The sequence below is a fragment of the Legionella maioricensis genome (genome assembly GCF_023618015.1).
Classification (GTDB): domain Bacteria; phylum Pseudomonadota; class Gammaproteobacteria; order Legionellales; family Legionellaceae; genus Legionella; species Legionella maioricensis.
In genome coordinates this window covers 1-25,333 of record NZ_JAJKBJ010000017.1, presented here as the reverse complement: position 1 = coordinate 25,333, position 25,333 = coordinate 1, and the positions used below count along the sequence as shown (strand labels likewise).

Sequence of the window (25,333 nt, the reverse complement as noted above, 5' to 3'; positions counted from 1 at the left end):
CACATCAGTTCATTGCGGGAGGCTTTAATGAAGTTTTAAGTTCAGTAATACTTTCAGCGACTTCTCTTGTATTAATTTCTCTGATAATAACATAGCTTTCTTTTTTCGAATGTGAGGCGCTACTTAATCCCTGAACTTCATAGCGAACGTTTTTTAATGTCGTGGTTAAATTGGTTAAAAATTGCTCCGGCTCTTGATGATGATTTTCAGCAGCTTTTTTAAGAGGTATGAGGGCGTCGACATACTTTTCTCCATCAGCTCGAAAATGAGCAGACACGTCGCTCCCAATTACTGATTTAAGTATTCTAGCTGTAGATGTATCTAAGTCTTCATCTTCATAAGTATAACATTTTTTACTAATGGCCTTCTTTATTTCACTAGACAATTGCTCGTTTGAGCTTTGAAAAATAGAAAGTCCTAAGGGAAAATATTTATCATATCCCTCTCTTTCATAGGTACTTACTAACGCTTGGCGAGCGTCAGTTGCATAGGTTGGGTTGTGCAGATGAACCCAAAGGTATTGTTCTGCATTCTCAGGATCATCTTTCTTTATAAGTTGTTGAAGGCTGTAATGCCCCAAACCAGTAATTACTATGATAGCCCCATCAAACTCTTTTGCATTTTTGATAATATTGGCTGTAAGCAGCGAATTTCTTTGAGGCGAGTTGAGTCCATGTTTTATCTGGTCGGGCACAGGCATGTCAATTCCTCTAAAAATGAAATGACTATCCCTAAGGGAGAGGAAGAACAATTGTTTTCCACTAACTGTTCTCATTTGAGCTAGCATTGTTTGATATTTCGGATCTTTAGAATTCATATGATTAAATTGTTGAACAAACTTTGGAAGCATCCCACTAATCTGTTGTATTGTATCATCGAGAGTTTGTCCCACTTCTAATTCAACACAAATTGTTTTGTATCCGACCTTTTGAAAATAATCCAGATTGTCAATTATAAAAGTAGATACTGAGTTATCTGCATGAGTCTCATAAAAGACAAGTGGTGGTAATTGATATTTTGGCATAAATGCTCTCACTGTATTCGGTTTTTTCCGAGCTTTTACACTGATATCAATCATGAACTGACTTATGAAGGAAGCTCATGTCGAAACAGTGATAGGGTTACATATATTATAGTATCTATGATACACATAGAACATTAAGGGAGCATTATGTGGTATGAGAGAGCATGTCTGTTAATATATGAATTAAATACTATTATAGGGTCAAGACAGATGTTTCTAATTCAGAATTCTTACCGTATTCACTCGTTTTATTAGAATTAAAAAAGGAAATAAAGTGTAATCCGGATTCATTGCTATTTATTTTTTTATGATGTAATACAGATAAAATCGGTTTGTTAATCTGGTCGAATAACTCCTTCTTTTTTTCCGGATTAACGGCCAGAGCAGATGTGGTATGATGAAGTGCTGTATCTACATTACGCTCAAGAACTGCTTTACTCAATTGTTGATGCATCTTTTTGGTCAGTTGATTCAGTTCATTGTTCTGCAACTCGTCCTGGACTTCAATGGTTGCATTATAGGCCATAATTGCCCCACAAATTAGGGCTACTCCTATAATGCCCCACCCTAATAAAGGAAATGCAGTAAAACTGGTAAATAACCCCATGCCTGTTAATAGTCCTGAAATACCAGCACTACATCCAGCGATGGAACCAAAAGTACCTACAAAACCAAATAAAGAAGGCGCTATCAATTTAGAGTAGGGGATGGATTTTTGTGACGTCTGTTGGGCTATTTCTGCAAAGATTATTCTTTTATCAGTAGTAATAATAAATTGTTGTTCGTCATTTCGCTTCTTAATAATAAGCAATATTTGGTATAAAGGTGAATTTATATCAGTCCTGCCTATTTCTTGCAGATCGTGATCAATCATTTTTTTAAAATAGTTAATAAAATCATGCTTATCCTGCTGATTTAAAAAATGCTCATAAATGCTGTTTACGTAATTATTGATATCGGCCCACAATTTATTCTGATTTTTTTTCAATTGTTCTTCAAATTGGCGGGCGTTATTCTTCATTTCCGCATAGGACAAATAAAAAATAGATATGCCGATGGAAACAAATAAACCTATTGAAAAAGCACCAAGCGTTAACGGCAGCATACTGCCTATGGAACCACCCAAAACACTAAAAATAATACCAAATGACGGCCATGCAACACCAGCAGCAGAACCAATACCGTTAAAAGCAGCTCTGAATAATCGCATCGAAATTAGTCTCTTAAGTCAATGAGTTAGATTAAGGACCTTATCATGAATCAAATTGATATAAACAACAACACCGACTTGTTAGTAATGAATACTTGGTCGCTGTCGCGTAATGATTTTGTATAAACCACAGCCCCCAAGAGCCGATCACCGTCATCCAGAGCGCAGCGAAGGATCTCACGAATCAAGCACAGGTCTCCATCATAAGGACACTTTTGGCTGCGCTCTTGATGGCGTTTTTCGGATAATATTTGTCATAAGAATAATACTCCTTATCAGTGGCAACGGATTGCAGAACGTCAACTCCCAATAAATTTGGATGCAGCCTTTGCATGGCGGGTAAGGATTGTGCATCAGGCATATATTGCAAGTAATTGCTGATCCGGCGGAGAATGCCCTTAACTAGCCAATCATCCATCTCAAACGCCATAAAATGGACATTGTTATTGGGACTGGCAAAGCGCTTTTGTTTGTGAATTTTTGCAAGGAGCGTGCGGTCTACAGCCAGCATGTCTGCAAAAGCCCATCGTTTCATTCTTCTCTGTGTGGTTGGTGTAAAAAAAACAAGTATCGCCCTTAGTTTCCGAGAAACTCTTTAAAAAAAGAGCATAGTGTATGCTAAAGTGTGCTATTTTATAGCTTAAAAACCATTACTACCATTCATTTAAATCATTTCTACTTGAGAGCGTTTGATGCTTATCAGCGGCGCTTAAAATCGGGCTTTCAGACTGCACAAAATAAAATAGACGATAAATATTAGGAGATACTTCTTGCTCTGTACCTGGGGCATTTGACTTTTTTTGATAAGCATTATTGAGTCGATAAGCCATATAGGTAAGAGTAATACTCAAGGCTATAGGCCAAGAAATTACAGCTGCAGTAATTATAAAAGCAGTTCCTCCTATATTGTAGATTAAGGCTTTCCAAAAATCAGTGGAGGTTTGACCGCTTTCTTCATTTAGTTTTGCCATTAGTTTGTGGTGATGATCATCATTCAGGATGATGCCGTTAGATAGCTCACGTCTTATCGCAATTCTGGATTGTTGGTATTTTTTATATTCTTCTGAAGCATTATATAGCGCATTACCCATCATGCTGAAAAATGCCAGACCAGCTAAAACCAGAGGTCCTGAACAAACCATGCTGAATCCAAAGCTAATCACCAATATACTGGCAGCAAAAAAATTGATGAGATAATAAGCGTTTTGTGCCTCCCATTCATCATTTAATAAATCAATTTGTCGATTGATAATGACTTGTTCAAAGGCTGTAGCCTCATTTTTTTGCGCCACTAACTCCTGCAACTGTTTATTATATTTAGCTGTATCTGTAGCCCATTGAGCTATAAATATTACAGCATCAAAAGCTAAAAAACTGACAATGATTGGGGGGACAGCCAATGCTGAGATGTGAAAAAAATTATTATACGTAGTCAATAAATTAACTATCCCCCAGGTCATATCGCTAATCATAGTAAAACCACGCTTTTCTATTTCTTGCTTTAATACTTTCTTTGCTGATAATTCTTTATTTATTGCCGCTTGAACAAGATGCTTCATTATGAGCACTAAATTAATGAAAAAACGAAGTTCGTAAAGGATAATGCCCATTACCACCAATGGTTCTCGAGATTTATTTAACAACTCTATAATTTCAGTAGAAACACATTGAGAACCTATGACTTCATAAGCCTCGTTAGTCAAGCTGGACCTACAGTTTTTTTGAAGATAAATAATTGCATGATTTGCCAGGGCGCGACTATATCCCCAATGCGAGCGATTGGCATTTAAAATAGAAATATGCCCACGTATTTTAGAAATGCTAAGAACAGCAGGCGTGTCATTACGAATACTGGTTTTTAACTCATTAGAGAATTTATTAATTAATTCCTGCTCCTCCATGGGGAAGTTTTCACTAATAAATAGTTCTATTGCCTGTCTTTTTTGCTTTAATTTCTCTAAATCGGCTCTGACATAATCATATTGATAATAGAGAATCATTAAATTACACAGGTAGTACATATAAGAAACTACAGCTCTGTTCTTTAGCCAAAGTTGCTTATTAGCAATAAATAATTGCCAGAGAGAAGAAAACTCAAATTGAATGAGATTTAAATCAAAATCCTCTTCAACAAAGGAAAAGTCATTCTTTTCCTTGATTGATCTATTAAAAAAACCCTGTTTTATGAGATTAATTTTTGATTTTCTCATAACAATGTCATCTCTATACCAAGGCAATAATTAAGTTGCCACAATTTATCAGAAATTTATTAAGATAATATTAGAAGCCTTCTCTGCTAGATAGCATATATAGCAATGATACTCATCAGATAGATGAGTATCTAACCGAGTTTAAATATTTACTGAATGCGCCAGCAGCAGTTTAGTTCCTTTAGTCCCTGTTTTTAAACTACCAAAGGATTTTTATAGTGTTGTAAATAAATGTTTCCCAAGTGGTAAGATGCATAATCAGTGATATGCCCCGCATCACGAAATACCGGAACTCCATTAATATCCGCTTTGCATCGACCTTCAGGGCATTGCACGGTTTTAGGATCAATAATTATTAATTGAGCATATTTATTTTTCATGCGTGAAAAAAGAGCATTTTGCCACTGTTGCTCGTTAAGCGCGATATTAAAATTGCAGCGTTCAGGATTATATTCACTTCGTCTCTTTATGTGATCAAAAAAACAATCACGAGTATTATCCCCCAGTTCAATTGATTTTATTAATACGGGCTTAGAACCGGATGCAATAATAATTTGTAGGGCTTCATCCAAGGCTTTTTCAATATGCTCTTTGACCTGCTCTGAACTGTCACTTTGGGGAATTAGTTTATTATTTAAATAGCCGTTCCAGTTTTGACCTATGATGACGTAATCATAATGATTTGTCTTAATCATATTATAGTAACGTGTTGTCTGTTCCTGACAGGCTTTATAGACTTTAGTATTCCAATCATACTGGGATATTCCAGGTAAAGAAAGGCAAGCAGCAGTCGCATGGGCCAGTATAGATATATTGGCTTTCTGACCAAGAATATCCATAAATCCCCAATAATGATTTGAATAGGAGTCGCCTATCATAAAGCCTGTTTTGCTATTTGAATTTTTTGCGCCAAGCAGACAATTACTATCTATTTCAACATTTTTTTCCTGAAGACATAATGGTCTTTGCGGATTGGCGTATTGTTGTAACTGAGCATAAACTCTTGCAGCTTCTTCAAAGCGTTGAGGGTATCCTTCATGATTTTTAATTACATAGTCACCAAGATGCATTATTAGGATAGGTAGGATCAACAAATAGATGAGGCTATAACTCAATTTAATGTTCTTAAATTTACGTGCCGGTTTTTCAATGAATCGCCAGGAAATGTAAGCCGTCATAAAGACGAAACCAAAAGCTAATAATAAAATGGCCGGGGTTTCTTCAAGGCCTAAATATCGAATGAGCGCAAATACAGGCCAGTGCCAGATATATAATGAATATGAGATTAAGCCTATGAATACTATAGGTCTCACAGAAAGAAATTGAGTCAGAATGAGTTTAGGGTGATCTTTACCTATAGCAAGAAGTACTCCAGTTGCAACACATAAAACAAAGGCGTACCAATTAGGAAATCCTGTATTGATGTTGTGACGAGTGGCTATATAAAATAAAGCGAGAAGGGCTACTGCACTTATCAGATCCAATACATATTTATTAAATGAAAAACGATTATGGCTTAATGCCACACAAGAGCCGATTAAAAATTCAAAAATGCGACTCAACAATTGATAATAGGTTTTTGTGGGATAATTTAACGAAAAATACAAAGACAAAGCAAAAAAAAGTAAAGTGAGTAAATAAATTATCTTTGTAATATGGTGTTTACCTAAAGCACGATAGAGACCGTAAATCACTATAGGCAAGATCAAATAGCATTGCCACTCAATGGATAGTGACCAAGTATGCAATAAAGGCAATTGATTATTGTTGGGCGAAAAATAACCCGTAGTTACTCGTTCAAAGAAGGTATTTGAAATAAAAAGAGAGGTCTTACGTGCACTCTTGAAATATTGGATCAAATCATCAGGCAAATAGAACGACAAAGTCAAAAGGGAGGTAATCAGCATCAGGCAAATAAATACTGGTTGGAGCCGCCATAATCTTCGGCTATAAAATTCACTAAAAGAGAAATGATTATTTTCCAAGGATTCATGAATAATACCAGTAATCAAAAACCCGGAAATAACGAAAAAAATATCCACGCCGATAAAACCAGAAGGGAATAATTTTAGTCCGCCGTGAAAAAATAACACAAATAGAATGGCAATGGCCCGTAAGCCATCAATATCTGGACGATATTTCATCCGTAATTTACTTTGAGTAAAATGCATAAGTTATAGAGCTAATTGTTTGTGGTGCTATTTGAGTTTTAATAACAAAGTTCGGCTATTATATAGCTTATTTGAAAATGTGAAACTCCAAATCATAACAAACGAAGGTGCGTAGTTGCTCATTGTGTTGCAAATTCACACCAAATGCTCGGCTGATTATACTTTGAATATATTACACATATTAGAGAAGACATGGGCGGAGTTCTTGATTTTACTGAACAAATAGTGGTTGTTGAAGAAGAAACAGAAGAAGTTGATGATGAGCTTCTTGAAAGAATTAGGAACCTGGGGCTTGTAAAATAATTCGTGCTAGACTTACTATCTAAAAGCACTGAGTAATTGTTTTTTAGAATGGGACACCACCGCAAGCATTCCCACTTCAATGAGTTGCTTGACTATTTGACCCAACCACTTTCCTCTGCCAACTTTCCATCCTATGAAAAATGAAGGCAAAAGTATGGCAAAAAATATAACCTTATAGTCATCGATCACACCCATAAGGTATTTTTTATGCTTCGCCGTTTGGCTTTGCTGGTACTGTAATGTTTTTTCCAGCCTTGTAATTTCTACGATTAATTGTTTTCTGGAGTTTGCCATCTTCACTGCTCTCTTGGGGGGATAGATATGCCCTGGTTTTTTCAAAACTCATACTTCTTAAATTATATATAAGATATTTGAGTAGGCCCAAAAGCAAAATTAGATTAAAAAATAAGATCGCAGAAATGGCTAAAAGAAGAGTTCCCCAATAGAGTACGGCAAAATAGCCGATCAAAAACATAGCTGATAACCACACTGTAATTAATACAACAAATATCATGCACGTATTCAGTAATAGGGGATAAACACTAAGCCCAGCCAATTTTGCTTCCAGCTTAAAAATAGAAAGTATTGTTCTAAACGTTTCGAATTTACTAGAAACAAGGCCTTCTATTTGCTCCAGGATTTTTATCATTTTCTCAATAACTTAGATAGTAAGAATCCTACTCCTCCTGCTATCAGTATTGAAGTCAATGGATTCTCCTGTACTTTTTTCAATAATTCATCTGAATATTTTTTAACGCTATCTTCTGCTTCATTAACTTTATGTAAGCCTTCTTCATATAACTCATTAGCAAATTTCTTTCCTTCATTTAAAAGTTCGGAAGCTGCATCAGCAACATGGGATTTTTGACTGGCGTTAGGTCTTTTATTTAAGTTATCCATTTTAAAGCTCCTTTTAAAAATTAACTTATAACAAAATCAAATATAAGCTATTTAACCATTTGAAACCAGTCAATCGAACGAGTTATCGGTTTGACTGGTTTACTCTATTTTCTTATCGCGCTCTGGAATTACGTCCTTGTGGTGCATTTCTTTGATTCGCATCGTGAGGGCGTTGCTGATCGCGTTTAGGATCTGAATGATGAGGACGTTCTTGTTGAACATGGCCTTGGCTATTTTTATTATTACGCTCTTGAGCTTTTAAATTATCCTTATTCATTATATATTCCCTTATTTATAGTTAATTAAAACAACATTTTAAATATAGTCTCTGGATTTAAAAAATCAAATCAAAAGGGGAGTATTCCATTTTTTCTCATACAACTTAATGATATTTAAATAAAATAATTTCATACTAATTTTTAACATATATTTTATATTTAGAACCAGAAGTTCATATACCAGTGAATTATCGCATGTCCCCAAAACATAGAAATTAAGCCAGCCATACACAGAAAGGGACCAAAAGGAATTGCTGTATCGCGCGATTTTTTACTCATTCGCAAGTAAATCAATCCAATCACCGCGCCAACAATTGATGAAAGTAAAAGAATTAACGGTAAAAATACCCAACCAAACCAGGCACCAAATGCCGCGAATAATTTAAAATCACCATGACCCATACCAATTTTACCCGTCATTAAGTAAAATAATTTAATAACAATCCACAGACAGATATAGGCACCGGCTGCACTTAATACCGCAACAGGAAGATTGGTGAATAAATTTTGAGTATTGGCAATAAGACCTATCCAGAGCAAACTTAAAGTAATCGTGTCTGGTAGTAGTTGATGATCTAAATCGATAAAAATTAAACAAATTAAAAGCCAGATCGCTATTAAAATAAAAGGTAATTGTAACGTAAATCCAAAGTGCCACGTGGCATATAATGACAACAGCAAGGTTAAAAGTTCGATAAGAGGATATCTTATTGAAATAGGCGCTTTGCACTGATAACAACGTCCTCTTAAAAAGATATAACTTATCAAAGGAATGTTTTGCCATGCTTTAACTAAGCTTTTGCAGTGAGGGCAAAACGATCTTGGGAAAAAAAGGTTGATAGTTTTTTTTTTCTCTTCATCTTTTATTGATAATAACTCACAACATTGCTGTTTCCATTCATCATGTAACATGATGGGCAAGCGATAAATAACTACGTTTAATAAACTACCAACACATAGTGACAGAAAAGCGATAGTCAGATAAATAAACCAGGGAGTATTTGCGATAAGCTCTTGTATCATTTAATGGACATGCCTTTATTAGGTTACGCTAAATCCGTTTAAACTGCGGATCCAAGTTTAAAGATAGGTAAATACATCGCAATAACTAATCCACCTACCAAGATACCTAATATTGACATAATTATTGGTTCTAATAAACTGCTAAGAGCATCCACGGCATTATCAACGTCCTCTTCGTAAAAATCAGCGACTTTACTCAACATCTTCTCTAAGGCGCCTGATTCTTCTCCTATTGCTACCATCTGGATCACCATATTAGGAAATAAATGGGTATGTTCCATAGCTATATTCATTTGTTGCCCGGTAGCCACTTCTTCTCTAATAATATCTGTTGCATTGGAATAAATAATATTACCTGTAGCCCCAGCTACAGATTTTAACGCCTCAACCAGCGGTAATCCTGCGGCAAATGTAATCGATAAAGTTCTCGTAAAGCGAGCAATCGATGCTTTTTGTAAAATAGGTCCAATAACGGGAAATTTTAACAAGACTCTATCCAGATTTTCTGCAAAATTTAACGAATGATTTTTGGCATAGACAAAGGCATAAACCGCACCGCCAAGAGAACCAAAAATAAAATACCAGTAGGATTGAAAAAATTTAGACATAGTAACGACTCCCTGAGTCAAAGCAGGTAAGTCGGCTCCAAATCCTTTAAATAAAGACTCAAACTGGGGGACAACAAAAATTAACAGCCCGGCAGTGACAATAAGAGCGACTACCATTACAGCGATTGGGTAGGTTAATGCTTTTTTAATTTTCTTTTTTATCGTTTCAATTTTCTCTTTATAAGTTGCTACTTTAGCTAACATTATATCGAGAGAACCTGATTTTTCACCGGCATCAACCAAATTACAAAATAACTCATTAAAATAAGCTGGATGTTTAATTAACGATTCAGCAAGGGTTAATCCGGTTTCAACATCATTTTTAATCGTTTCTATTAAGTCTTTTAATCTTTTGTTAGTCTGCCCTTTGGCTACAATGTCAAAAGCCTGTACAAGAGGGATTCCTGATTCAATCATAGTAGCGAGTTGACGACTGAACACCGTAATATCGCCAGCAGTGATTTTTTTATTTTTTCTATCAAAAAAGGGTTTTCGTTTTTTAACTACCTTATTAGGAATGATTCCTTGTTTACGTAGATCTGCTTTAGCTATAGCCAGACTTTTAGCTTGAATATCACCAATCATTTTTTGGCCGGATTTATTAATTCCTTCATAATGAAAAGTTAAAACCATGTCCTTATTTTTTGCCATGAGCTTATTCAACGGTTACCCGATTGACCTCCTCTATGGTAGTAACGCCCTCTTTTACTTTTTCTAGCCCAGATTGGAATATTGTTAACATTCCCTCTGATTGCGCAAGTTTTAAAATATCAAGGGAGTTTCCACCAGACATGATCAACAGACCAAGAGCTTTTGTCATAGGTAACACTTCAAATAATCCTACTCGTCCTCTGTAACCATTAGTACATTGATTACAACCTACAGCTTTATATAATTTAATATCTACCAGATCTGTTTCATTGAAACCAATCTCTATCAAACCTGAGTTAGTGAAGTCATCTCTTATCGCTTTACAAGAGTCACACAATTTTCTTGCTAATCGTTGCGCTATTATGAGTGTAACTGAACTGACTATATTAAATGTCGGTATTCCCATATTGACCAGTCTGTTTAATGTTTCTGCCGCACTGTTAGTATGCAGTGTAGAAAGAACTAAGTGTCCTGTTTGAGCTGCTTTAACAGCAATTTCAGCTGTTTCTAAATCTCGAATCTCCCCAACCATAATAATATCAGGATCTTGGCGTAAAAATGAGCGTAATGCCCCTGAGAAAGTTAACCCAGCCTTAATGTTAATATTAACCTGATTAATTCCGGGTACTTTAATTTCAACAGGATCTTCAGCTGTAGAAATATTAACTTCCTTGGTATTAAGGATGTTTAATGCAGTATATAAAGTCACTGTTTTCCCGCTACCGGTGGGGCCAGTGACCAGAATCATGCCTTGAGGGCGTTCAATTGCTTTAACAAAGAGCGCTTTTTGGGCTGGGCTAAAACCTAAAGCTTCTATTCCCAGCTTGGCTGAACTGGGATCAAGAATCCGCATGACCACTTTCTCACCACCGGTAGTGGGGCAGGTGCTCACTCTGAAATCTATTGAACGATTTTTGGATATTTTCATCTTAAACCCCCCATCTTGAGGGGTTCGTCTTTCAGAAATGTCTAAATTGGACATTACTTTAATACGAGCAGTAATTCTTGATGATAAGCTTGAAGGGGGAGTTGCCACTTCATGCAAAATACCATCTAGTCGGTAGCGAATACGATACTCTCTTTCATAGGGCTCAAAATGAATATCCGAAGCCCCTTCTTTAATTGCTTCGAGTAAAATCTTATTAACAAATTTAACAATAGGCGCGTCTTCGGTAACCGATGCAACGCTCTCCATGTCAGGCTCTTCATCATCTGAACTAATTTCCAAGCCTTCTAAATCATTATCATCACCGTAATCTGCGAGTCCCTGATTTTCTTTAGCTGATAATAAATGATCAATTAGTGCATTTAGTTTATCCGTTTCAACTACTATTGCATTAGTATTGAGGCCGGTATGAAATTGAATTTCCTTTAAAGAAGCTTGTTTACTGGGATCATCGGTAGCCAGATATAGATTATTGCCACGGCTAAATAATGGGAGCATAGTATGGCGACGAATAAGTTTTTCATTAACCAGATTAACAGGAATACTTTCAATATCGATGCAATTGATATCCATCAAAGGTACGCCAAAACTTTGAGCTGCAGTAAGAGCTATTTGTTCAGCAGATAAAATATTATTTTGAACCAGATATTGAAGCAAAGAAATTTTTTCTTCTGCTGCGAGTTTATAAAACGCAGCAGCCTTTGCTTTATCCAAAAGGTTTTCGAGGACTAGTAACTGCCCAATTCCCTGTAATCTATGTTCATCCGTTGCTAAGGCCATGTCTTTATCGGTCAATTTGTTTATTATTTATAACTATAGTTAATATATTCAATAATATTAACTCTCTTTAACTAAATTTTAATATTTATTCTTTTGGTTAAGTATATACTTGGTTTTATTAAAGTTGTTTTAATTATACGAGTTTAGTAATTTTTAATTAAGATATAGTGACAGGGGATGATTAAGCTTATCCTTAGGAAAGAAAAATAAATTTGTTTGGATGTGAAACTCGTTGTATTGTAGTTTAATTCAGGATTAACTATTTTAAAAGGCATTATTTTGTTGATTGAACAGCAAATAAAACAATATCGCGCTCTCAATGAATGGTTTAATTTGTCTTTGGGTTTATCTGTAGCTAATGAATTTAGTGAACAGTTAAAATCTGTAAATGATTATTTAAGAGGGGAAACACTGCTGCAATTAGGCAATTGTGGCGATAATCCCTGGCTGAATATGCTCAATTTTAATCGAAAATGGATAGCCTCCCCTTTTGCTTTAAATAATAAAATTCATCTGGAATGTTCTTTTAATCAAATCCCTTTAAATAGAAACAGTTTAGATTGCGTATTGGCGCCATTAACCTTAGAACCTTACGGAAACAGTTTAAGTTTAATAGATGAGATCGACCGAATTCTAAAACCGATGGGTTTTATTATTTTATTAAGTATTAATCCATGGAGTTTATGGGGAGGGGCAATGAAATGTGGATTATTGCATTGTTACAATGACCGGGCGATTAAAATGCGCACACCATTCCACGTGAACAGGGTATTTTTACAAAGAGGGTATAGACAATGTGCTTTAAGTAATTTTTGCTATATCCCACCGGTTAACAGCAAGTCATTAATTAAAAAATTAACTTTTTTTGATGAGGTAGGTAAAATGTTGTGGCCATTTCCTTCGGGCTTTTATTGTTATATTGCTCAAAAATTCGAAGCAATATCTCCTTCGTTAATTACCGCACCTATAGAGCAGCCTGCAAGTAAAAAATATAAGTCTCCTTTGCAACCTGCAACAAATTAACTATAAATATTTGAACACTACCCCTTTATTTTTGTATACTTCACTTTGATTTATAAACAGGTTTATTTAATGACTAAAAAAACATTATTCCGAATCACTTTTGCCAATCAAGAGGCAATTTATGAGATATACGCACGTTCTATCAAAGAAAGTGAGATGTTTGGTTTTTTGGAAATTGAAGAACTGGTATTTGGTGAACAAACCGCTCTAGTAGTGGATCCTTCTGAAGAAAAACTTAAAATGGAATTCAGCGACGTTAAGCGTACTTTTATTCCTATGCATTCTGTTTTTCGTATAGATGAAGTAGCAAAGCAAGGTACAGCAAAAGTAAAGGATAACATTGGCTACGGTAATAAAGTCAGCCCTTTTCCAGGAACAGGAAAGATAAAAGATTAGTTTCTTATAAATGACAATACTCCTAATCTTGTTACCTGCCATTTTTAAATTAGCTCTTTTGGGGTTGGTAGGGTAAAAGATTATCATCACTATTCAAGGAAAAATAAATGACTATCCCTCATAAAATCAAGTCAGTCTATGAAAAATCAAGCTGTCTTTTTACTACTAACGAAGTAGAAGCAGCTCTGGATAGAATGGCAATTAAAATCCATGAGAAATTGCAAGACAAAAACCCTGTAATTATTTGTGTCATGATTGGTGGGTTAGTCCCTTTAGGTAATCTATTACATCGTCTGGATTTTCCCTTGGAGGTCGATTACGTTCATGCGACCCGATATAGAGGGGATATTACGGGAGGCGAGATACATTGGAAGGTAAGACCTTCAGCCAATTTAGAGGGAAGAACTGTTTTAGTAGTTGATGATATTCTTGATGGAGGTGTCACGTTGGCAGCAATTATTGCTGAAATACAAGCCCTAGGAGCCGCAGAAGTTTATAGTGCTGTTCTGGTAGATAAATATCGTAAAAGAGTACCTAATGGCCTCCAAAAGGCCGACTTTGTGGGCTTAGAGGTCGAAGATCATTATATTTTTGGCTACGGAATGGATTATCACGAATATCTTCGTAATGCCCCAGGAATTTTTGTCGTTCATCCCGATCACGAATGAATATTACTTAGCACATAACGTCGTCTGGAACTGATGTATCAGCACGAAATAGGAGTAAGTAGCAATTATTGGGGAAATAATTGCTACTTACTCCTAAATTCATTAACGTTCTCTCAGCGCAGATTGTTTCGCTTTTAATATGGGTTTCAGGATGTAAGAGAGAACTGATTTTTCACCTGTTAAAATATCAACTGTTGCCAACATTCCAGGAATAATAGGTAATGGTTTTTTATCTGTTCCCAGATGATTTTGTGCGGTGCGAACTCTAATCATATAATAACTTTCATTTTTTTTATCAGTTTCGTCAATTATAGTATCCGCACTAATTTGCTCTACTGATCCTTCAAGGCCACCATAAATTGAAAAGTCATAGGCTGTGATTTTAACCATTGCCTTTTGTCCTGGATGAATAAAACCAATATCGGCAGGGCGAATTTTTGCTTCAATTAATAAGGTATCATCAAGTGGAACAATTTCAATAATATCACTTCCGGGCTGAACTACTCCACCGATAGTCGTTGTTTTGATCTGTTTAATAATCCCATATACAGGCGATCTTACCGTGGTACGAGTCAAGCGATCTTTGTCTGCTTTGTTCGCTTCAATAAGTGCGGATAAATCACCTCTTGCTTTATTTAATTTATCCAATTCATCTGACTTGAACTTATCGATACTTCCTTTTATTTCGTTTACTGATCTTTCTAAGCGGATCACTTCCACTGGAGAAACTGATCCCGTTTTTAATAGAGGTCGCGTCATATCTAATTCTTTTTGAGCTAGCTCCAAAGATACTTGTAATTGGTTTAATTCTCTTAATCGCGACTCATATAAAGATTGTTGATCTTTTACTAAGTCAGGCTGAGATTTTTTAAGCTCGTCAGGAAATACAGGTGGGGTTTTATTTATTTCAGCATTAATACGTATAATTTCTAATTGTAATGCATCTTTTTTTCTTTCAGATTCGTCATAACTTGACATAAATCGGGTATTGTCAATCTGCATCAATATCTGATCTTTTTTTACTATTTCCCCTTCTTTCACAAAGATATTCTTAATAATCCCTCCTTCAAGATTTTGAATGATTTGTACTTCACTTGAAGGAATTACTTTTCCTTGACCCGTAGTTACTTCGTCAAGTATTGCATAGTGAGCCCACGTTATTGCGGCGATTATAAAAAGAGCAGAAGTCCATAAAATAATATGGGTAAAGGCTCTGGACTTGTGCGTTTTGCTCATTTTGTTATTTCCTCACGCTACCTGATTTAAGTGCATTAATAACGGCCTCTTTGGAGCCGTCTGCAATAATTTTACCATCTTCTAAGACGATGATTCTATTAACTAATTCAAGCATTGATATTTTGTGGGTGATTAAAATTAAAGTATGCTCATTCGTCAAATACTGATTGAGACGAGCTTTTATTTGTCTCTCACTATTATCATCCATTGATGACGTAGGTTCATCCAAAAGTAATACATTAGGATTCATAATTAAGGCGCGTGCCATTGCAACTGCTTGTCTTTGACCGCCTGATAATTCGGCACCTTTTTCACCAACTTGTCTATCAAATCCCTTGGGATGATTGTTTGTGAAAGAGGTAACCCCAGCAATTTCTGCAGCTTTGATAAGCTCACTATCACGAATAAAGGGGGCACCAACACAGATATTATCCCTTACGCTACCATACAATAGAACCACATCCTGTGGCACATAACCAATTTGTTGACGTAAATCATCGGGATTAATTTGCTTGTAATCAGTTCCATCCATCAATATTGTTCCCTCACTAGGGAGAAATAATTTTAATAGCAACTTCCCTAGTGTAGATTTTCCAGAGCCAACACGGCCAATAATAGCTATGCGGTCTCCAACTTTAATTTTAAAATTAAGATTACTTAATGCATTAATTTCGTCGCCAGGATAATGAAAAAAAACCTGTCTAAACTCAATATCCCCTTTAAGTGCAGGTCGATGGAGAAATTTGGTATTTTCATTAATATCGGTATCAAGTTGCATAATTTTATTTAATGATTGCAGGGCATTGACTGATTGAAAGTAACGAGTGAATAGGGAGGAAACTACTGCCATAGGAGCCATAGCTCTGCCAGTCAAAATAGTGCAGGCGATCAATGCACCTGTTGTCAATTCATTATTAGAAATCATGTATACTCCTGCAATAACAATTGCTATGGTTGCAATTTGTTGAGCAAGATTAGTGAGATTCATACTGCTATTTGAAACAAATCGTAAGTGCATTGAGTTTTTTGAGGATTCATCAATTATTTTTTCCCAACGAGACTGCAGTATAGATTCAGCTCCAGTTGTCTTCACTGTTTCGATAGCAGCTAAAGACTCAAATAAAGTGGCCTGTTTTTCTGCTGAGTATTGATATGCCTTCCTGGTAAGCCTTATCAAAGGCCACTGAAGTATAAGGCCGATTAGAAATATTATAGGAACAACAATGAATGGGATCCAAAATAAATTACCGCCAATTAAATAAATAACAAATAGAAATATAAATGCAAAAGGCAGATCGACAAGAACAGTCATTGTACTGGAGGTAATAAAATCACGAAATAATTCAAATGATTGGACGGTATTCGCCAGCGAACCTACGGATTTAGGTCGGGTTTCCATCTTTAAGCCCAGGACTTGTTGAAATATAGTTGCCGATAACTCAAGGTCTGTATGCTTGTTAGCAACATCAATAAAATAAGATCTTAAGGTTTTGAGTAGGGTATCAAAAATAAAGACAAGAGCTACGCCACTGGCTAATACCCACATGGTGTCCGTTGCATGATTGGGAACGACTCTATCATAAACATTCATGGTAAATAGAGGTATGACTAACGCAAAAATATTGACCAGAAGTGAGGCGATGAGAACCTCAGAGTAAAGAGGCCAGGATTTAAGCATCACTTTCCAAAACCAATTTTTAGGTTGCTGGGCTAATGTTTCCTGCGATCTTTCCGTATGTTTAAATTGTAAATCAACAAAAATAACTTGTTGAGTTAACTCGGGGGCAATTTCCTTGATATCTAATGTCATATCGGGCTGTTTAGGGTCAAGGACAACTCTTTTCCCGTCGTCATCTAAAATCAACAAAACAGCATTTCCATCTTTCTTCATTAAAACTGCGGGAATATTCGCATCTTCAATTTGATCTAATTTTAATGTTTGTACTTCTGCATCCAGAGAAGCCCTCGCAGCAGATCTGACGAACAGTTCCACGGTTAGTTTATTATTGACTAAGGGCAGGCGAGCGATAAGAGAAAGGGGAGAAAAAGGATTCTGATAATATCTTGTCAATAAAACAAGACAGGCCAAAAGAGAATCATTTTCGGCAGTTTCACCTAAATCTACGTGAGACCACGATTGCTTTCTTAAGGTAACCATATCATCCATAATTTATAGTTTTATCTAAGTATATACTTAAAATTAATTTAAATTACTATTTTTTAAGGTTAAACAGTATATTTAGATTTACTAAACGGTTTAAGTGACTCCGCGATCTGTTTATAAAGTTCTGGAAGCCACCGGGGTTGCGCAAATGTAGAGGTGGATGGCTTTTTATGGCGCATGTCATTGGGAGCAATAATGACCTGAATATTCTGAAGACCAACACGTCTGGCTAAAATAAACAGCTGATCTATAGCAAGATCTCCAACAGCAAGACATCCTACAGATAAGCTCTTACCATGAATAAAAATATTATTTCCCAAGTCTCTTCGCCCATCCAAATAACCTTTTTCTCTGTCAAAACTATTAGGGTAATTAATCATCATTGATAAGTGCATACTACTGAATGGATTAAAATTAACGAGCTTGTATACACCTTCAGGTATTTGCTTATCGTTGACTCTTAGCTTAGGTCCTAATCGTCCACTAAATCCGGTTAAAGGATAATTATGAATATGTCTCCATGGTTGATTTGGGTTTTTTGCCCATAGCTCAACTTTTCGTTCAGACTTGAAAGCAAGCAGTGCTATTTCACGAGGAGGATAACTTACTCCAGCTTTGGAAAAAAAAGAAATCAGTTGGGGTTCTACACGTAATCCATACCGTTTAACTGCACGATCAATCGCATTATCCCAGTTGAGTTTCGGTGCCATGGCATAACCATTAAGACAGAAAAACACTAAAAATAAAGGAATGAAACGTTTCATATAAACATTAATTTGGTGATTTATAAGCATAATATCAAATTATAATCTTAAGAACAATTTTGTCACTAGCCTCTCTTAGCCCTTATGTTGTTGCAACAACATCTGCTTTTTACTTGGCATAGGCAGCTGTGTCGCAATGAAGTCAGGGTTAATGGACAAACGGCCAATGGCTGGTATTAGGCCGAAATGATTGGGGCATAAGTATAAAACGGAACCATCAGCGGCCACCTTATAAAATACATATCTATAATTACAATAAGTTGCCTTCTTGGCTAAAGCTACCTGCATGATTGGCGTTCCAACCATTCGATTCTCAATGAAATATGCATTAATCCAAAGATTGGTAATAACTAATAAACTACCTATGACGATAAAAGATTTAATTAAACTGCTTGTATATTTGAAAACAGTACTGTTGCCACTTAAATGAGAAATGATTCGGATTAACGAAATGAACAATATGACTAAATTAACCGTATAGATAGCTGCATTAAGAAAATTAAAATAACTGCCAAAAATTTGGCCACCTGATGATTGATAATGGATTAGCAGAGCGATGAGACTTAACCATAAGGAAGAAATTACATAATAAATAGTATTTCTTTTTACTCCAATAATTAAAAGTATTAAAGCAATTAATGGAAAGAGGCAGTGGATAACTTTAGCTAAGGTATGCATTGGTCCAACCCTTGAAATGAGAAGTTCCATTCTTCAATAGTGCTATATATATATCAGCAATTCAACGACATGGCTAGCCTGTCCGGACAAGAACGTGTGCATGCAAAAACAATCGTATCTAGTCTTTGCGAACACAATGAGCAATCCAGATCAGGATTACTATTGAACATTGGTCCGGATTGCTTCGTTAACGCACGCTAAGACGAAATGAATTATTAAAGTTCGCCCGGCACTTGTCCCTGCTGGCCTGCCTAATTTTTCGTTTCCGGATCTTTTATTAACAAGATCATTGGGGTAGTGGGGAATAAGGTTGAATTTATCATGCTTTTAGGCAGTTCTACTCGTCTTAAAGTAAACTGACTTAAAGCCGGCATAATATAAGTCAAAGGATTAATTAACTGAGAAGAAGGCTGATGGTCTTTTTTGCCATTCTCGTGCCTGTTTGAATGAAGAGCGCCAATTAAGAGGGGTTTATTTAATTCGACAATATTATAATTCGATTCCCAAATATACAGTTCTAAAATTAATGGGGAATGACTGTCTTTATAAGTCATAATTAATTCAGGAGGTTTGTTTTCATACAACTGAGCCAATAAGGGAAACGTAATTTTATTAGAGCTAGTATTCATCTTCATCAGTAATTTTGTAACAAATGACTCTGCGTGTGTTTCCCAGCCATTCTGTTCCAGGCTGCTTTGCAATACATCAAGTTCTCCAACGTACTGTATATTTAACAGACTCATTCTGTTACCAATACGGTTCAACCGATATATAGGCAAAAGCGGTTTTTGTTGGTTCCACCATACTGACTCACTAAGGGTATATTCTTTGCGGTAGGGGGTATGATTATAAGACAACGCTTTAAAATTCAGATAAGTCGATAGAGCCGTAGAAAATAATATGCCGGCAAGTAGCGAAAGAAGTATCGTTGCTGATTGAGTCGTTTTTAAGTAGTTAAGATTAGATTTTCTGTATATCAAATAATGAATCAGGCATACAGTTACTCCCGCAAAATAAGCGATTAAAATATCTGTGGGCCAAACATCTCCAAGATATACTGTTCCAACCCCGCTTAGACCCAGCACAACCAGAATAAAGGTTCTAAGCGAGTTAGTTAGTAATGTATATTTATTATTAATATAAAATAAGATAAATATATAAAAAGCGGTGCCAATTTCGAGATTGCTTGCGAAGGAGGAGCCAGACATAGTGACTTGTAGGCCTTGGGGTCTTGGGCTATTGATAAAGAAAGCTAATAAAAAGGCAATAAAATAACTGGAAATAATTAAACTGGTCAAATAAGGGATAACTTTTAGATGTTTATGATAGAGGAACCAAAGACAACAGATGATATAAAGACTGGTGATAGTGAAGGTACTTGTTAATTGAGTACAAATAATAAAAAATGCTTCTAATAATGGGGTATGGAAGCTCTGTACTATCAGGTGAACCGGTATGTTAAAACAGTTAAGCCATTGGGTTTTACTACTTAATACAGCTAATATTATAAAAAAAAGCGAGCTAAGCAGGCATAACAATAACAATGCGGCGGTTGGGAAATGATTTGGTTCCTCTTCTGGTGTAATTGCATTATAGAGCTTACCTAACAAGGGATGATGTTTCAAACTCAACCAAAAGTGATGTAAATTATTTTTAAAGAAGGAGCTTAATTTAAGAAATAGCCATTTCAAAAACAAAGAAATTAACCAAATCACTGCAAGTATAATGAGTATTAGCAGAAACAGGCGTGTGGCACTTTCGGCTGAAAGCCCATGGCTGGCCGCGCCTATTAGAGCGCCAGGCATGACATATAATAAAGACCAACCTATTGCAGATAAAACGTTCGCCAATAAAAATCGCCATTGTTTCATGCGTAATATTCCGGCAATAACTGGAATTAATGATCTTAATGGACCTATAAAACGACCAAGCAAAACGCTTTTTCCACCATGTCGTGCAAAAAATTCTTCACCATACTTTAACCAGTGAGGGTATTTTTTAAATGGCCAGACCTCAATTAATCGTTCGCTATAAAAATAACCTAAGGCATAACTAAGGCTATCACCGCAGATTGCTCCTAATGTAGCGGCTAATAAAGTCAAATCCAGACGCATAATCCCTGACCCAGCAAGTATTCCTATTGCTGTCATAGTTACCGAGCCAGGGATAATACTGCCAATAATAGCTAATGATTCAGTTAAAGCGATAAAAAAAGTAATAAATAAAGACCATCGAGGGTTTGTTTGCAGCCAATCAGTAAGCGGTTGAACATAATCTGCGAACAAATTCATAGTTTCTCGTTATTTAAATTGATTTAAAAAATCTCGCACAAAATGCTGACTTACTTCTTCTACATTAATAATAGATTGAAAATGACTTATTTGAGTCATTTCCATTTTAGCGAAGCCACAAGGGTTAATTCCCAAAAATGGGTTTAAATCCATGTCAACATTCAGAGCTATTCCGTGATAAGTACAACCATTTTTAACGCGAAGACCAATCGAAGCTATTTTTTTTTCACCTACGTATACTCCAGGAGCACCACAACGAGTATTCGCTACTATTTTATATTGTGCAAGTACAGAAAGTAATACCTGTTCTAATTGAGAAACTAATGTGCGTATTCCAAGGTTACGTCTGCGTATATCCATTAACACATAAGCGACTAACTGGCCTGGGCCATGATAGGTAACTTGACCACCTCGATCGGATTGAACAATTTTGATGGAGTTATTATTCAGAATGTGTTCTGGTTTACCTGCCTGGCCCTGTGTATACACTGGGTAATGTTCTAAAAGCCAAAGCTCGTCTGGAGTGTGGCTGTCACGATTGATGGTAAACGCTTTCATTTGTACCCATACGTTATCGTAATCTTGAATACCTAAATGATGAATTTTCATTATAAAACCATTTTTACATCGGGATGCTTGGTTAGTTCTTGATATAATGCATCCAGCATCTCTTGATTTTTTGCAAATACCGTTATTGTAATTGCCAGATAATTACTTTTCTGACTCACTTTGTGGGTCAGATGCTCCTCCTCGAAATCAACAAAATGTTTTATGGTAATTTCCTTAATTTCATCTAATAAAACTTGAGAGTTAATACCAATAACTTTTATAGGGAAATGGCAGGGAAACTCCATTAATGTAGGTTTAGTCATAATTTAACTTAATAATTGTTGATACGATTTGTTAATAATCCGCCAGTATTTTCCAACATTACCTTTGTTAATAAGAAAATCATTAATCTGGGTAACTGGCATAATTTCTTTGGTGGTACTGGTTATCCAAACCTCTTTTGCACTAAAAAGATCACTGACATTTATATCTTCCTCTCTGAAATCCCAATTTAGCTGCGATATTAATTCAATAGCTACCTGGCGTGTAATACCAGGTAAACACAAATTGGTTAAGGGCGAGGTTTTAATCACATCCTCTTGAGAAACTAAAAATACGTTAGAGGTGCTACCCTCATTGATTATCCCATCCCGAACCAAGATTGAGGTTTGGTATCCGGATGATACTGCCTCATCGTTTAGTAATATATTAGCAATTAAGGAAGTTGTTTTAATATCACATCTTGACCAGCGAATGTCTTCAATCAATTTTGCAACAAGTCCCTTTTCCTTATCAAGGTCAGATGGGAAAGGATTATGCATTGTAAATGCAATAACAGAAGGGCTAATAGATGAGGGAATATCGTGTTTTCTTACCCCTTGATTGCCCCGTGTGACCTGAATATAAATTTGTAAACTACCACCATTATTTTCAGTAACCAGGCGGTGAATTATTTCATACCAATCATATGGAGGCGCTTCGATTTTAATTTTTTTCAAATTAGAGTTAAGGCGCTCTATATGCCTTTCAACAAAAAAAGGCTGCCCGTTGTATACGGGCAGAACTTCATAAACAGCATCCCCAAATAAAAAACCACGGTCAAATATTGAAATTTTAGCGTCGCTAGGGTCGAGATACTCGCCATTAACAAATGTTGTCTTCATCCGTGAATTAACCTTAAGATCCAAACCAACGTTTGAATGCCAAGCGAATGGAGTCTTTTGTCCTGGTGTAAAAGCCACCTGAATCAACTGTTTGAAGGGCATATAAGGGACGAGTTGACACAATATTATTATCAAATTGGACTACTAAATCGCCTACTTTATCTCCTTTTTTGATTGGAGCCTGCAAATAGGAAGGAATTTTAGTTGAAATATTAAGTCTTTGATATTGACCCGCTGGTATAGTAATAAATTGGTCATCAGTTAATCCGACAGTTACTTTATCTACCGCACCTTTATAGAGAGGCATCTCGGTAATAGACTGACCTGACTTATATAATTGATGCGTTTCAAAGAACCTAAAACCATAATTGAGTAGTTTTTCACTATCATCTGCTCGTGAGGAGTCATTGGGCTCACCAAGTACAACTGCTAATAAACGCATGTTGTCACGTTTTGCAGAAGAAACCAGACAAAAACCTGCTTCGGCAGTATGCCCTGTTTTAAGGCCGTCAACTTGGTTATCGCGCCATAATAATCGATTTCTATTAGGTTGACGTATGCCGTTATAGGTAAACCATTTTTGTTTATACCAACTATAATATTGAGGGAAATCAGTAACTAACGCTCTGCCTAAAATAGCCAAATCTTTAGCTGTAGTATATAAGTTGGGATCCGGTAAACCAGTACTGTCGGTAAAATGACTATTGGTCATTCCAAGATTTTGGGCTTGTTGGTTCATGATATCAGTAAAGGCATTTTCAGTTCCACCAACATGCTCAGCCATAGCCACACAGGCATCATTGCCGGAGTCAACGATAATACCTTTTAACAAGTCTTCCACTGAAACTTGCTGTCCTTCCTTGATAAACATGCGTGAACCACCAATTTTCCAGGCATCGCGGCTCACTCTTACGCTATCGGTTAAATGAATTTGCTCATGATGTAATGCATTTGAGACAACATATAAAGTCATCATTTTAGTCAAGCTCGCCGGTGGCAAACGCTCTTCACTATTTTTTTCTGCAATAATTTTTCCACTGTTTACATCAATAAGTATGTAGGCCTTGGCATTCAATGCTGGGGCAGCAGGAGTAACTAAAGGTTTGTTTGTAATTGAAGGCGACGGCTTCTGTAAATCCGTAGGTAAAGATCCTTCCGCAGTTGAATTGGTTGACTGCACAAATAGGGTAATAAAAAATAATGTCGTCAATAAAAAAGACGTGGCTTTAGTCATGTAATTCCTGATGTAGTTACAAAATGTTGTTATATTATCACAGCCTGCCGCAACCGGCCAAATAGCAGAATGAAAATATTGATTTTTTTTGTCGGTTTTAAATTATTTGGACTCAAAACTTCGAAAAGTATCTCTTTTTCGGTATAGTTAGATAAAATAATAATTATAAATTAGAAAATATGAGAAAAATATTAATAATAATCACAGTACTTATCTCGGGCTGTCAAACAACCAATAATAATCCTCCCATTTCAACAACTGGTGCAAAATCTCCAGCCCACTCCAAAAATTCAATATACGATCGCTACAGAAATAAAACCCATCGCTACACCATTCAACAAGATGGCGCACCCACAAAAAAGAAAGCGATAACTTTCAAGGAGCCTGTCCCGACAAAGGAGCCATTAAGCAGATATGGGAATCCAACTGAATATTATGTAGATGGACGCACTTACGAAGTGCTGAAAAGTTCTACTGGTTATAAGACAAGAGGTATCGCATCCTGGTATGGAACAAAATTTCACAAGCAGCGAACATCTAGTGGCGAACCCTATGATATGTATGTCATGACCGCGGCGCATAAGACTTTACCCTTACCAACCTATGTAAAAGTCAAAAACTTAAATAATGGGCGCGTTGCGGTGGTTAAGGTGAATGATAGGGGGCCATTTCACGCGGATAGAGTAATTGATTTATCGTATGCTGCTGCTTTAAAACTGGGCGTATTTCCAAAGGGAACTGCTCCGGTGGAAATAGAAACGTTAATGGGGCCAGCAGGTCAAGCCCATTATTATCTGCAAGCAGGAGCTTTTTCCTCAGAGGTTTTAGCAAGGCGCTTAAAAGAAAAGTTAGTCCATATCAGTCCATCACCAGTATTTATCGAACATTACAAGCAACACTATGTTGTTAGAGTGGGACCATTTGGTGACAAACACATGGCTGATAATTTAAAAATGAAATTGGCTAAAAATGGCGTTACAGGATCTTTTTCAGTTTTAATTTGATGTATTGAATCCTCACTAAGGTTTGTTAGTAGTTGAATCCAAAACCTACGTCCCGCGGC

24 protein-coding genes are annotated in these 25,333 nt (G+C 36.2%); 4 read left to right on the top strand and 20 right to left on the bottom strand.

Annotated elements, in window-relative coordinates:
* Positions 1-4: 4 nt before the first annotated feature.
* The 11 genes from LOX96_RS12860 to pilB form a co-directional block, all read right to left on the bottom strand.
* Positions 5-1,078 (bottom strand): TraB/GumN family protein, encoded by a 1,074-nt coding sequence (locus LOX96_RS12860; RefSeq protein WP_250422430.1) that lies wholly within the window; start codon positions 1,076-1,078, stop codon positions 5-7.
* 139 nt (positions 1,079-1,217) lie between these two features.
* A complete protein-coding gene (locus LOX96_RS12855; RefSeq protein ID WP_250422432.1) occupies positions 1,218-2,234 on the bottom strand; it encodes a hypothetical protein in 1,017 nt (338 codons plus the stop codon).
* A gap of 184 nt (positions 2,235-2,418) precedes the next feature.
* Entirely contained in the window at positions 2,419-2,769 is a 351-nt protein-coding gene (locus LOX96_RS12850) for a hypothetical protein (protein WP_250422435.1), read from the bottom strand.
* A gap of 118 nt (positions 2,770-2,887) precedes the next feature.
* On the bottom strand, positions 2,888-4,444 hold the full coding sequence (locus tag LOX96_RS12845) for a hypothetical protein (protein WP_250422437.1): 1,557 nt from the start codon (positions 4,442-4,444) through the stop codon (positions 2,888-2,890).
* 194 nt (positions 4,445-4,638) lie between these two features.
* Complete coding sequence (locus tag LOX96_RS12840) at positions 4,639-6,588, bottom strand: acyltransferase family protein (protein ID WP_250422439.1); 1,950 nt, start codon at positions 6,586-6,588, stop codon at positions 4,639-4,641.
* 345 nt (positions 6,589-6,933) lie between these two features.
* Complete coding sequence (locus LOX96_RS12835; RefSeq protein WP_250422441.1) at positions 6,934-7,212, bottom strand: hypothetical protein; 279 nt, start codon at positions 7,210-7,212, stop codon at positions 6,934-6,936.
* Between the two features lie 351 nt (positions 7,213-7,563).
* The gene (locus LOX96_RS12830) at positions 7,564-7,818 is read right to left on the bottom strand and encodes an ElaB/YgaM/YqjD family protein (RefSeq protein ID WP_250422443.1); all 255 of its coding nucleotides are present in this window, start codon (positions 7,816-7,818) and stop codon (positions 7,564-7,566) included.
* 112 nt (positions 7,819-7,930) lie between these two features.
* A complete protein-coding gene (locus LOX96_RS12825; protein ID WP_250422445.1) occupies positions 7,931-8,095 on the bottom strand; it encodes a hypothetical protein in 165 nt (54 codons plus the stop codon).
* 160 nt (positions 8,096-8,255) lie between these two features.
* The gene (locus LOX96_RS12820) at positions 8,256-9,119 is read right to left on the bottom strand and encodes a prepilin peptidase (protein ID WP_250422447.1); all 864 of its coding nucleotides are present in this window, start codon (positions 9,117-9,119) and stop codon (positions 8,256-8,258) included.
* Positions 9,120-9,157: 38 nt separating this feature from the next.
* Positions 9,158-10,378 (bottom strand): type II secretion system F family protein, encoded by a 1,221-nt coding sequence (locus LOX96_RS12815; RefSeq protein ID WP_250422449.1) that lies wholly within the window; start codon positions 10,376-10,378, stop codon positions 9,158-9,160.
* A gap of 4 nt (positions 10,379-10,382) precedes the next feature.
* The gene (gene pilB, locus LOX96_RS12810; RefSeq protein ID WP_250422451.1) at positions 10,383-12,104 is read right to left on the bottom strand and encodes a type IV-A pilus assembly ATPase PilB; all 1,722 of its coding nucleotides are present in this window, start codon (positions 12,102-12,104) and stop codon (positions 10,383-10,385) included.
* Positions 12,105-12,383: 279 nt separating this feature from the next.
* On the opposite strand from pilB, the gene LOX96_RS12805 reads away from it, so the two are divergent.
* From LOX96_RS12805 to LOX96_RS12795, 3 genes are all read left to right on the top strand, one after another.
* Positions 12,384-13,127, top strand: coding sequence for a methyltransferase domain-containing protein (locus tag LOX96_RS12805; protein WP_250422453.1), 744 nt, complete (start codon positions 12,384-12,386; stop codon positions 13,125-13,127).
* A gap of 69 nt (positions 13,128-13,196) precedes the next feature.
* Complete coding sequence (locus LOX96_RS12800) at positions 13,197-13,523, top strand: DUF1820 family protein (protein WP_250422455.1); 327 nt, start codon at positions 13,197-13,199, stop codon at positions 13,521-13,523.
* A 107-nt stretch (positions 13,524-13,630) separates the two neighbouring features.
* The gene (locus LOX96_RS12795; RefSeq protein ID WP_250422458.1) at positions 13,631-14,191 is read left to right on the top strand and encodes a hypoxanthine-guanine phosphoribosyltransferase; all 561 of its coding nucleotides are present in this window, start codon (positions 13,631-13,633) and stop codon (positions 14,189-14,191) included.
* A gap of 102 nt (positions 14,192-14,293) precedes the next feature.
* Here LOX96_RS12795 and LOX96_RS12790 read toward each other — a convergent pair whose 3' ends face one another.
* The 9 genes from LOX96_RS12790 to LOX96_RS12750 form a co-directional block, all read right to left on the bottom strand.
* Positions 14,294-15,427 (bottom strand): HlyD family type I secretion periplasmic adaptor subunit, encoded by a 1,134-nt coding sequence (locus tag LOX96_RS12790; protein ID WP_250422460.1) that lies wholly within the window; start codon positions 15,425-15,427, stop codon positions 14,294-14,296.
* Positions 15,428-15,431: 4 nt separating this feature from the next.
* Complete coding sequence (locus LOX96_RS12785; protein WP_250422462.1) at positions 15,432-17,585, bottom strand: type I secretion system permease/ATPase; 2,154 nt, start codon at positions 17,583-17,585, stop codon at positions 15,432-15,434.
* A 68-nt stretch (positions 17,586-17,653) separates the two neighbouring features.
* Positions 17,654-18,355, bottom strand: coding sequence for a L,D-transpeptidase family protein (locus LOX96_RS12780; protein WP_250422465.1), 702 nt, complete (start codon positions 18,353-18,355; stop codon positions 17,654-17,656).
* A 75-nt stretch (positions 18,356-18,430) separates the two neighbouring features.
* A complete protein-coding gene (locus LOX96_RS12775) occupies positions 18,431-19,033 on the bottom strand; it encodes a type I secretion system protein LssZ (RefSeq protein ID WP_250422469.1) in 603 nt (200 codons plus the stop codon).
* 251 nt (positions 19,034-19,284) lie between these two features.
* Positions 19,285-21,324: a VTT domain-containing protein gene (locus LOX96_RS12770; protein ID WP_250422471.1), complete on the bottom strand. Its 2,040-nt coding sequence runs from the start codon at positions 21,322-21,324 to the stop codon at positions 19,285-19,287.
* Between the two features lie 9 nt (positions 21,325-21,333).
* Complete coding sequence (gene lipB / locus LOX96_RS12765) at positions 21,334-21,933, bottom strand: lipoyl(octanoyl) transferase LipB (RefSeq protein ID WP_250422474.1); 600 nt, start codon at positions 21,931-21,933, stop codon at positions 21,334-21,336.
* On the bottom strand, positions 21,933-22,196 hold the full coding sequence (locus LOX96_RS12760) for an HP0495 family protein (protein WP_250422475.1): 264 nt from the start codon (positions 22,194-22,196) through the stop codon (positions 21,933-21,935). The genes lipB and LOX96_RS12760 overlap by 1 nt, the downstream gene beginning before the upstream one ends.
* Before the next feature lie 3 nt (positions 22,197-22,199).
* On the bottom strand, positions 22,200-23,036 hold the full coding sequence (locus LOX96_RS12755) for a D-amino acid aminotransferase (RefSeq protein WP_250422477.1): 837 nt from the start codon (positions 23,034-23,036) through the stop codon (positions 22,200-22,202).
* 13 nt (positions 23,037-23,049) lie between these two features.
* Entirely contained in the window at positions 23,050-24,270 is a 1,221-nt protein-coding gene (locus LOX96_RS12750; protein WP_250422479.1) for a D-alanyl-D-alanine carboxypeptidase family protein, read from the bottom strand.
* Positions 24,271-24,449: 179 nt separating this feature from the next.
* Here LOX96_RS12750 and LOX96_RS12745 point away from each other — a divergent pair, with 179 nt between their 5' ends.
* Positions 24,450-25,274: a septal ring lytic transglycosylase RlpA family protein gene (locus LOX96_RS12745; protein ID WP_250422481.1), complete on the top strand. Its 825-nt coding sequence runs from the start codon at positions 24,450-24,452 to the stop codon at positions 25,272-25,274.
* The last annotated feature ends 59 nt before the right edge of the window (positions 25,275-25,333 follow it).

Bases quoted from the DNA above. Each gene is read 5' to 3' on its own strand.
- LOX96_RS12860 (WP_250422430.1), bottom strand. From the start codon at position 1,078: ATGATTGATATCAGTGTAAAAGCTCGGAAAAAACCGAATACAGTGAGA.
- LOX96_RS12855 (WP_250422432.1), bottom strand. From the start codon at position 2,234: ATGCGATTATTCAGAGCTGCTTTTAACGGTATTGGTTCTGCTGCTGGT.
- LOX96_RS12850 (WP_250422435.1), bottom strand. From the start codon at position 2,769: ATGAAACGATGGGCTTTTGCAGACATGCTGGCTGTAGACCGCACGCTC.
- LOX96_RS12845 (WP_250422437.1), bottom strand. From the start codon at position 4,444: ATGAGAAAATCAAAAATTAATCTCATAAAACAGGGTTTTTTTAATAGA.
- LOX96_RS12840 (WP_250422439.1), bottom strand. From the start codon at position 6,588: ATGAAATATCGTCCAGATATTGATGGCTTACGGGCCATTGCCATTCTA.
- LOX96_RS12835 (WP_250422441.1), bottom strand. From the start codon at position 7,212: ATGGCAAACTCCAGAAAACAATTAATCGTAGAAATTACAAGGCTGGAA.
- LOX96_RS12830 (WP_250422443.1), bottom strand. From the start codon at position 7,818: ATGGATAACTTAAATAAAAGACCTAACGCCAGTCAAAAATCCCATGTT.
- LOX96_RS12825 (WP_250422445.1), bottom strand. From the start codon at position 8,095: ATGAATAAGGATAATTTAAAAGCTCAAGAGCGTAATAATAAAAATAGC.
- LOX96_RS12820 (WP_250422447.1), bottom strand. From the start codon at position 9,119: ATGATACAAGAGCTTATCGCAAATACTCCCTGGTTTATTTATCTGACT.
- LOX96_RS12815 (WP_250422449.1), bottom strand. From the start codon at position 10,378: ATGGCAAAAAATAAGGACATGGTTTTAACTTTTCATTATGAAGGAATT.
- pilB (WP_250422451.1), bottom strand. From the start codon at position 12,104: ATGGCCTTAGCAACGGATGAACATAGATTACAGGGAATTGGGCAGTTA.
- LOX96_RS12800 (WP_250422455.1), top strand. From the start codon at position 13,197: ATGACTAAAAAAACATTATTCCGAATCACTTTTGCCAATCAAGAGGCA.
- LOX96_RS12795 (WP_250422458.1), top strand. From the start codon at position 13,631: ATGACTATCCCTCATAAAATCAAGTCAGTCTATGAAAAATCAAGCTGT.
- LOX96_RS12790 (WP_250422460.1), bottom strand. From the start codon at position 15,427: ATGAGCAAAACGCACAAGTCCAGAGCCTTTACCCATATTATTTTATGG.
- LOX96_RS12785 (WP_250422462.1), bottom strand. From the start codon at position 17,585: ATGGTTACCTTAAGAAAGCAATCGTGGTCTCACGTAGATTTAGGTGAA.
- LOX96_RS12780 (WP_250422465.1), bottom strand. From the start codon at position 18,355: ATGAAACGTTTCATTCCTTTATTTTTAGTGTTTTTCTGTCTTAATGGT.
- LOX96_RS12775 (WP_250422469.1), bottom strand. From the start codon at position 19,033: ATGCATACCTTAGCTAAAGTTATCCACTGCCTCTTTCCATTAATTGCT.
- LOX96_RS12770 (WP_250422471.1), bottom strand. From the start codon at position 21,324: ATGAATTTGTTCGCAGATTATGTTCAACCGCTTACTGATTGGCTGCAA.
- lipB (WP_250422474.1), bottom strand. From the start codon at position 21,933: ATGAAAATTCATCATTTAGGTATTCAAGATTACGATAACGTATGGGTA.
- LOX96_RS12760 (WP_250422475.1), bottom strand. From the start codon at position 22,196: ATGACTAAACCTACATTAATGGAGTTTCCCTGCCATTTCCCTATAAAA.
- LOX96_RS12755 (WP_250422477.1), bottom strand. From the start codon at position 23,036: ATGAAGACAACATTTGTTAATGGCGAGTATCTCGACCCTAGCGACGCT.
- LOX96_RS12750 (WP_250422479.1), bottom strand. From the start codon at position 24,270: ATGACTAAAGCCACGTCTTTTTTATTGACGACATTATTTTTTATTACC.
- LOX96_RS12745 (WP_250422481.1), top strand. From the start codon at position 24,450: ATGAGAAAAATATTAATAATAATCACAGTACTTATCTCGGGCTGTCAA.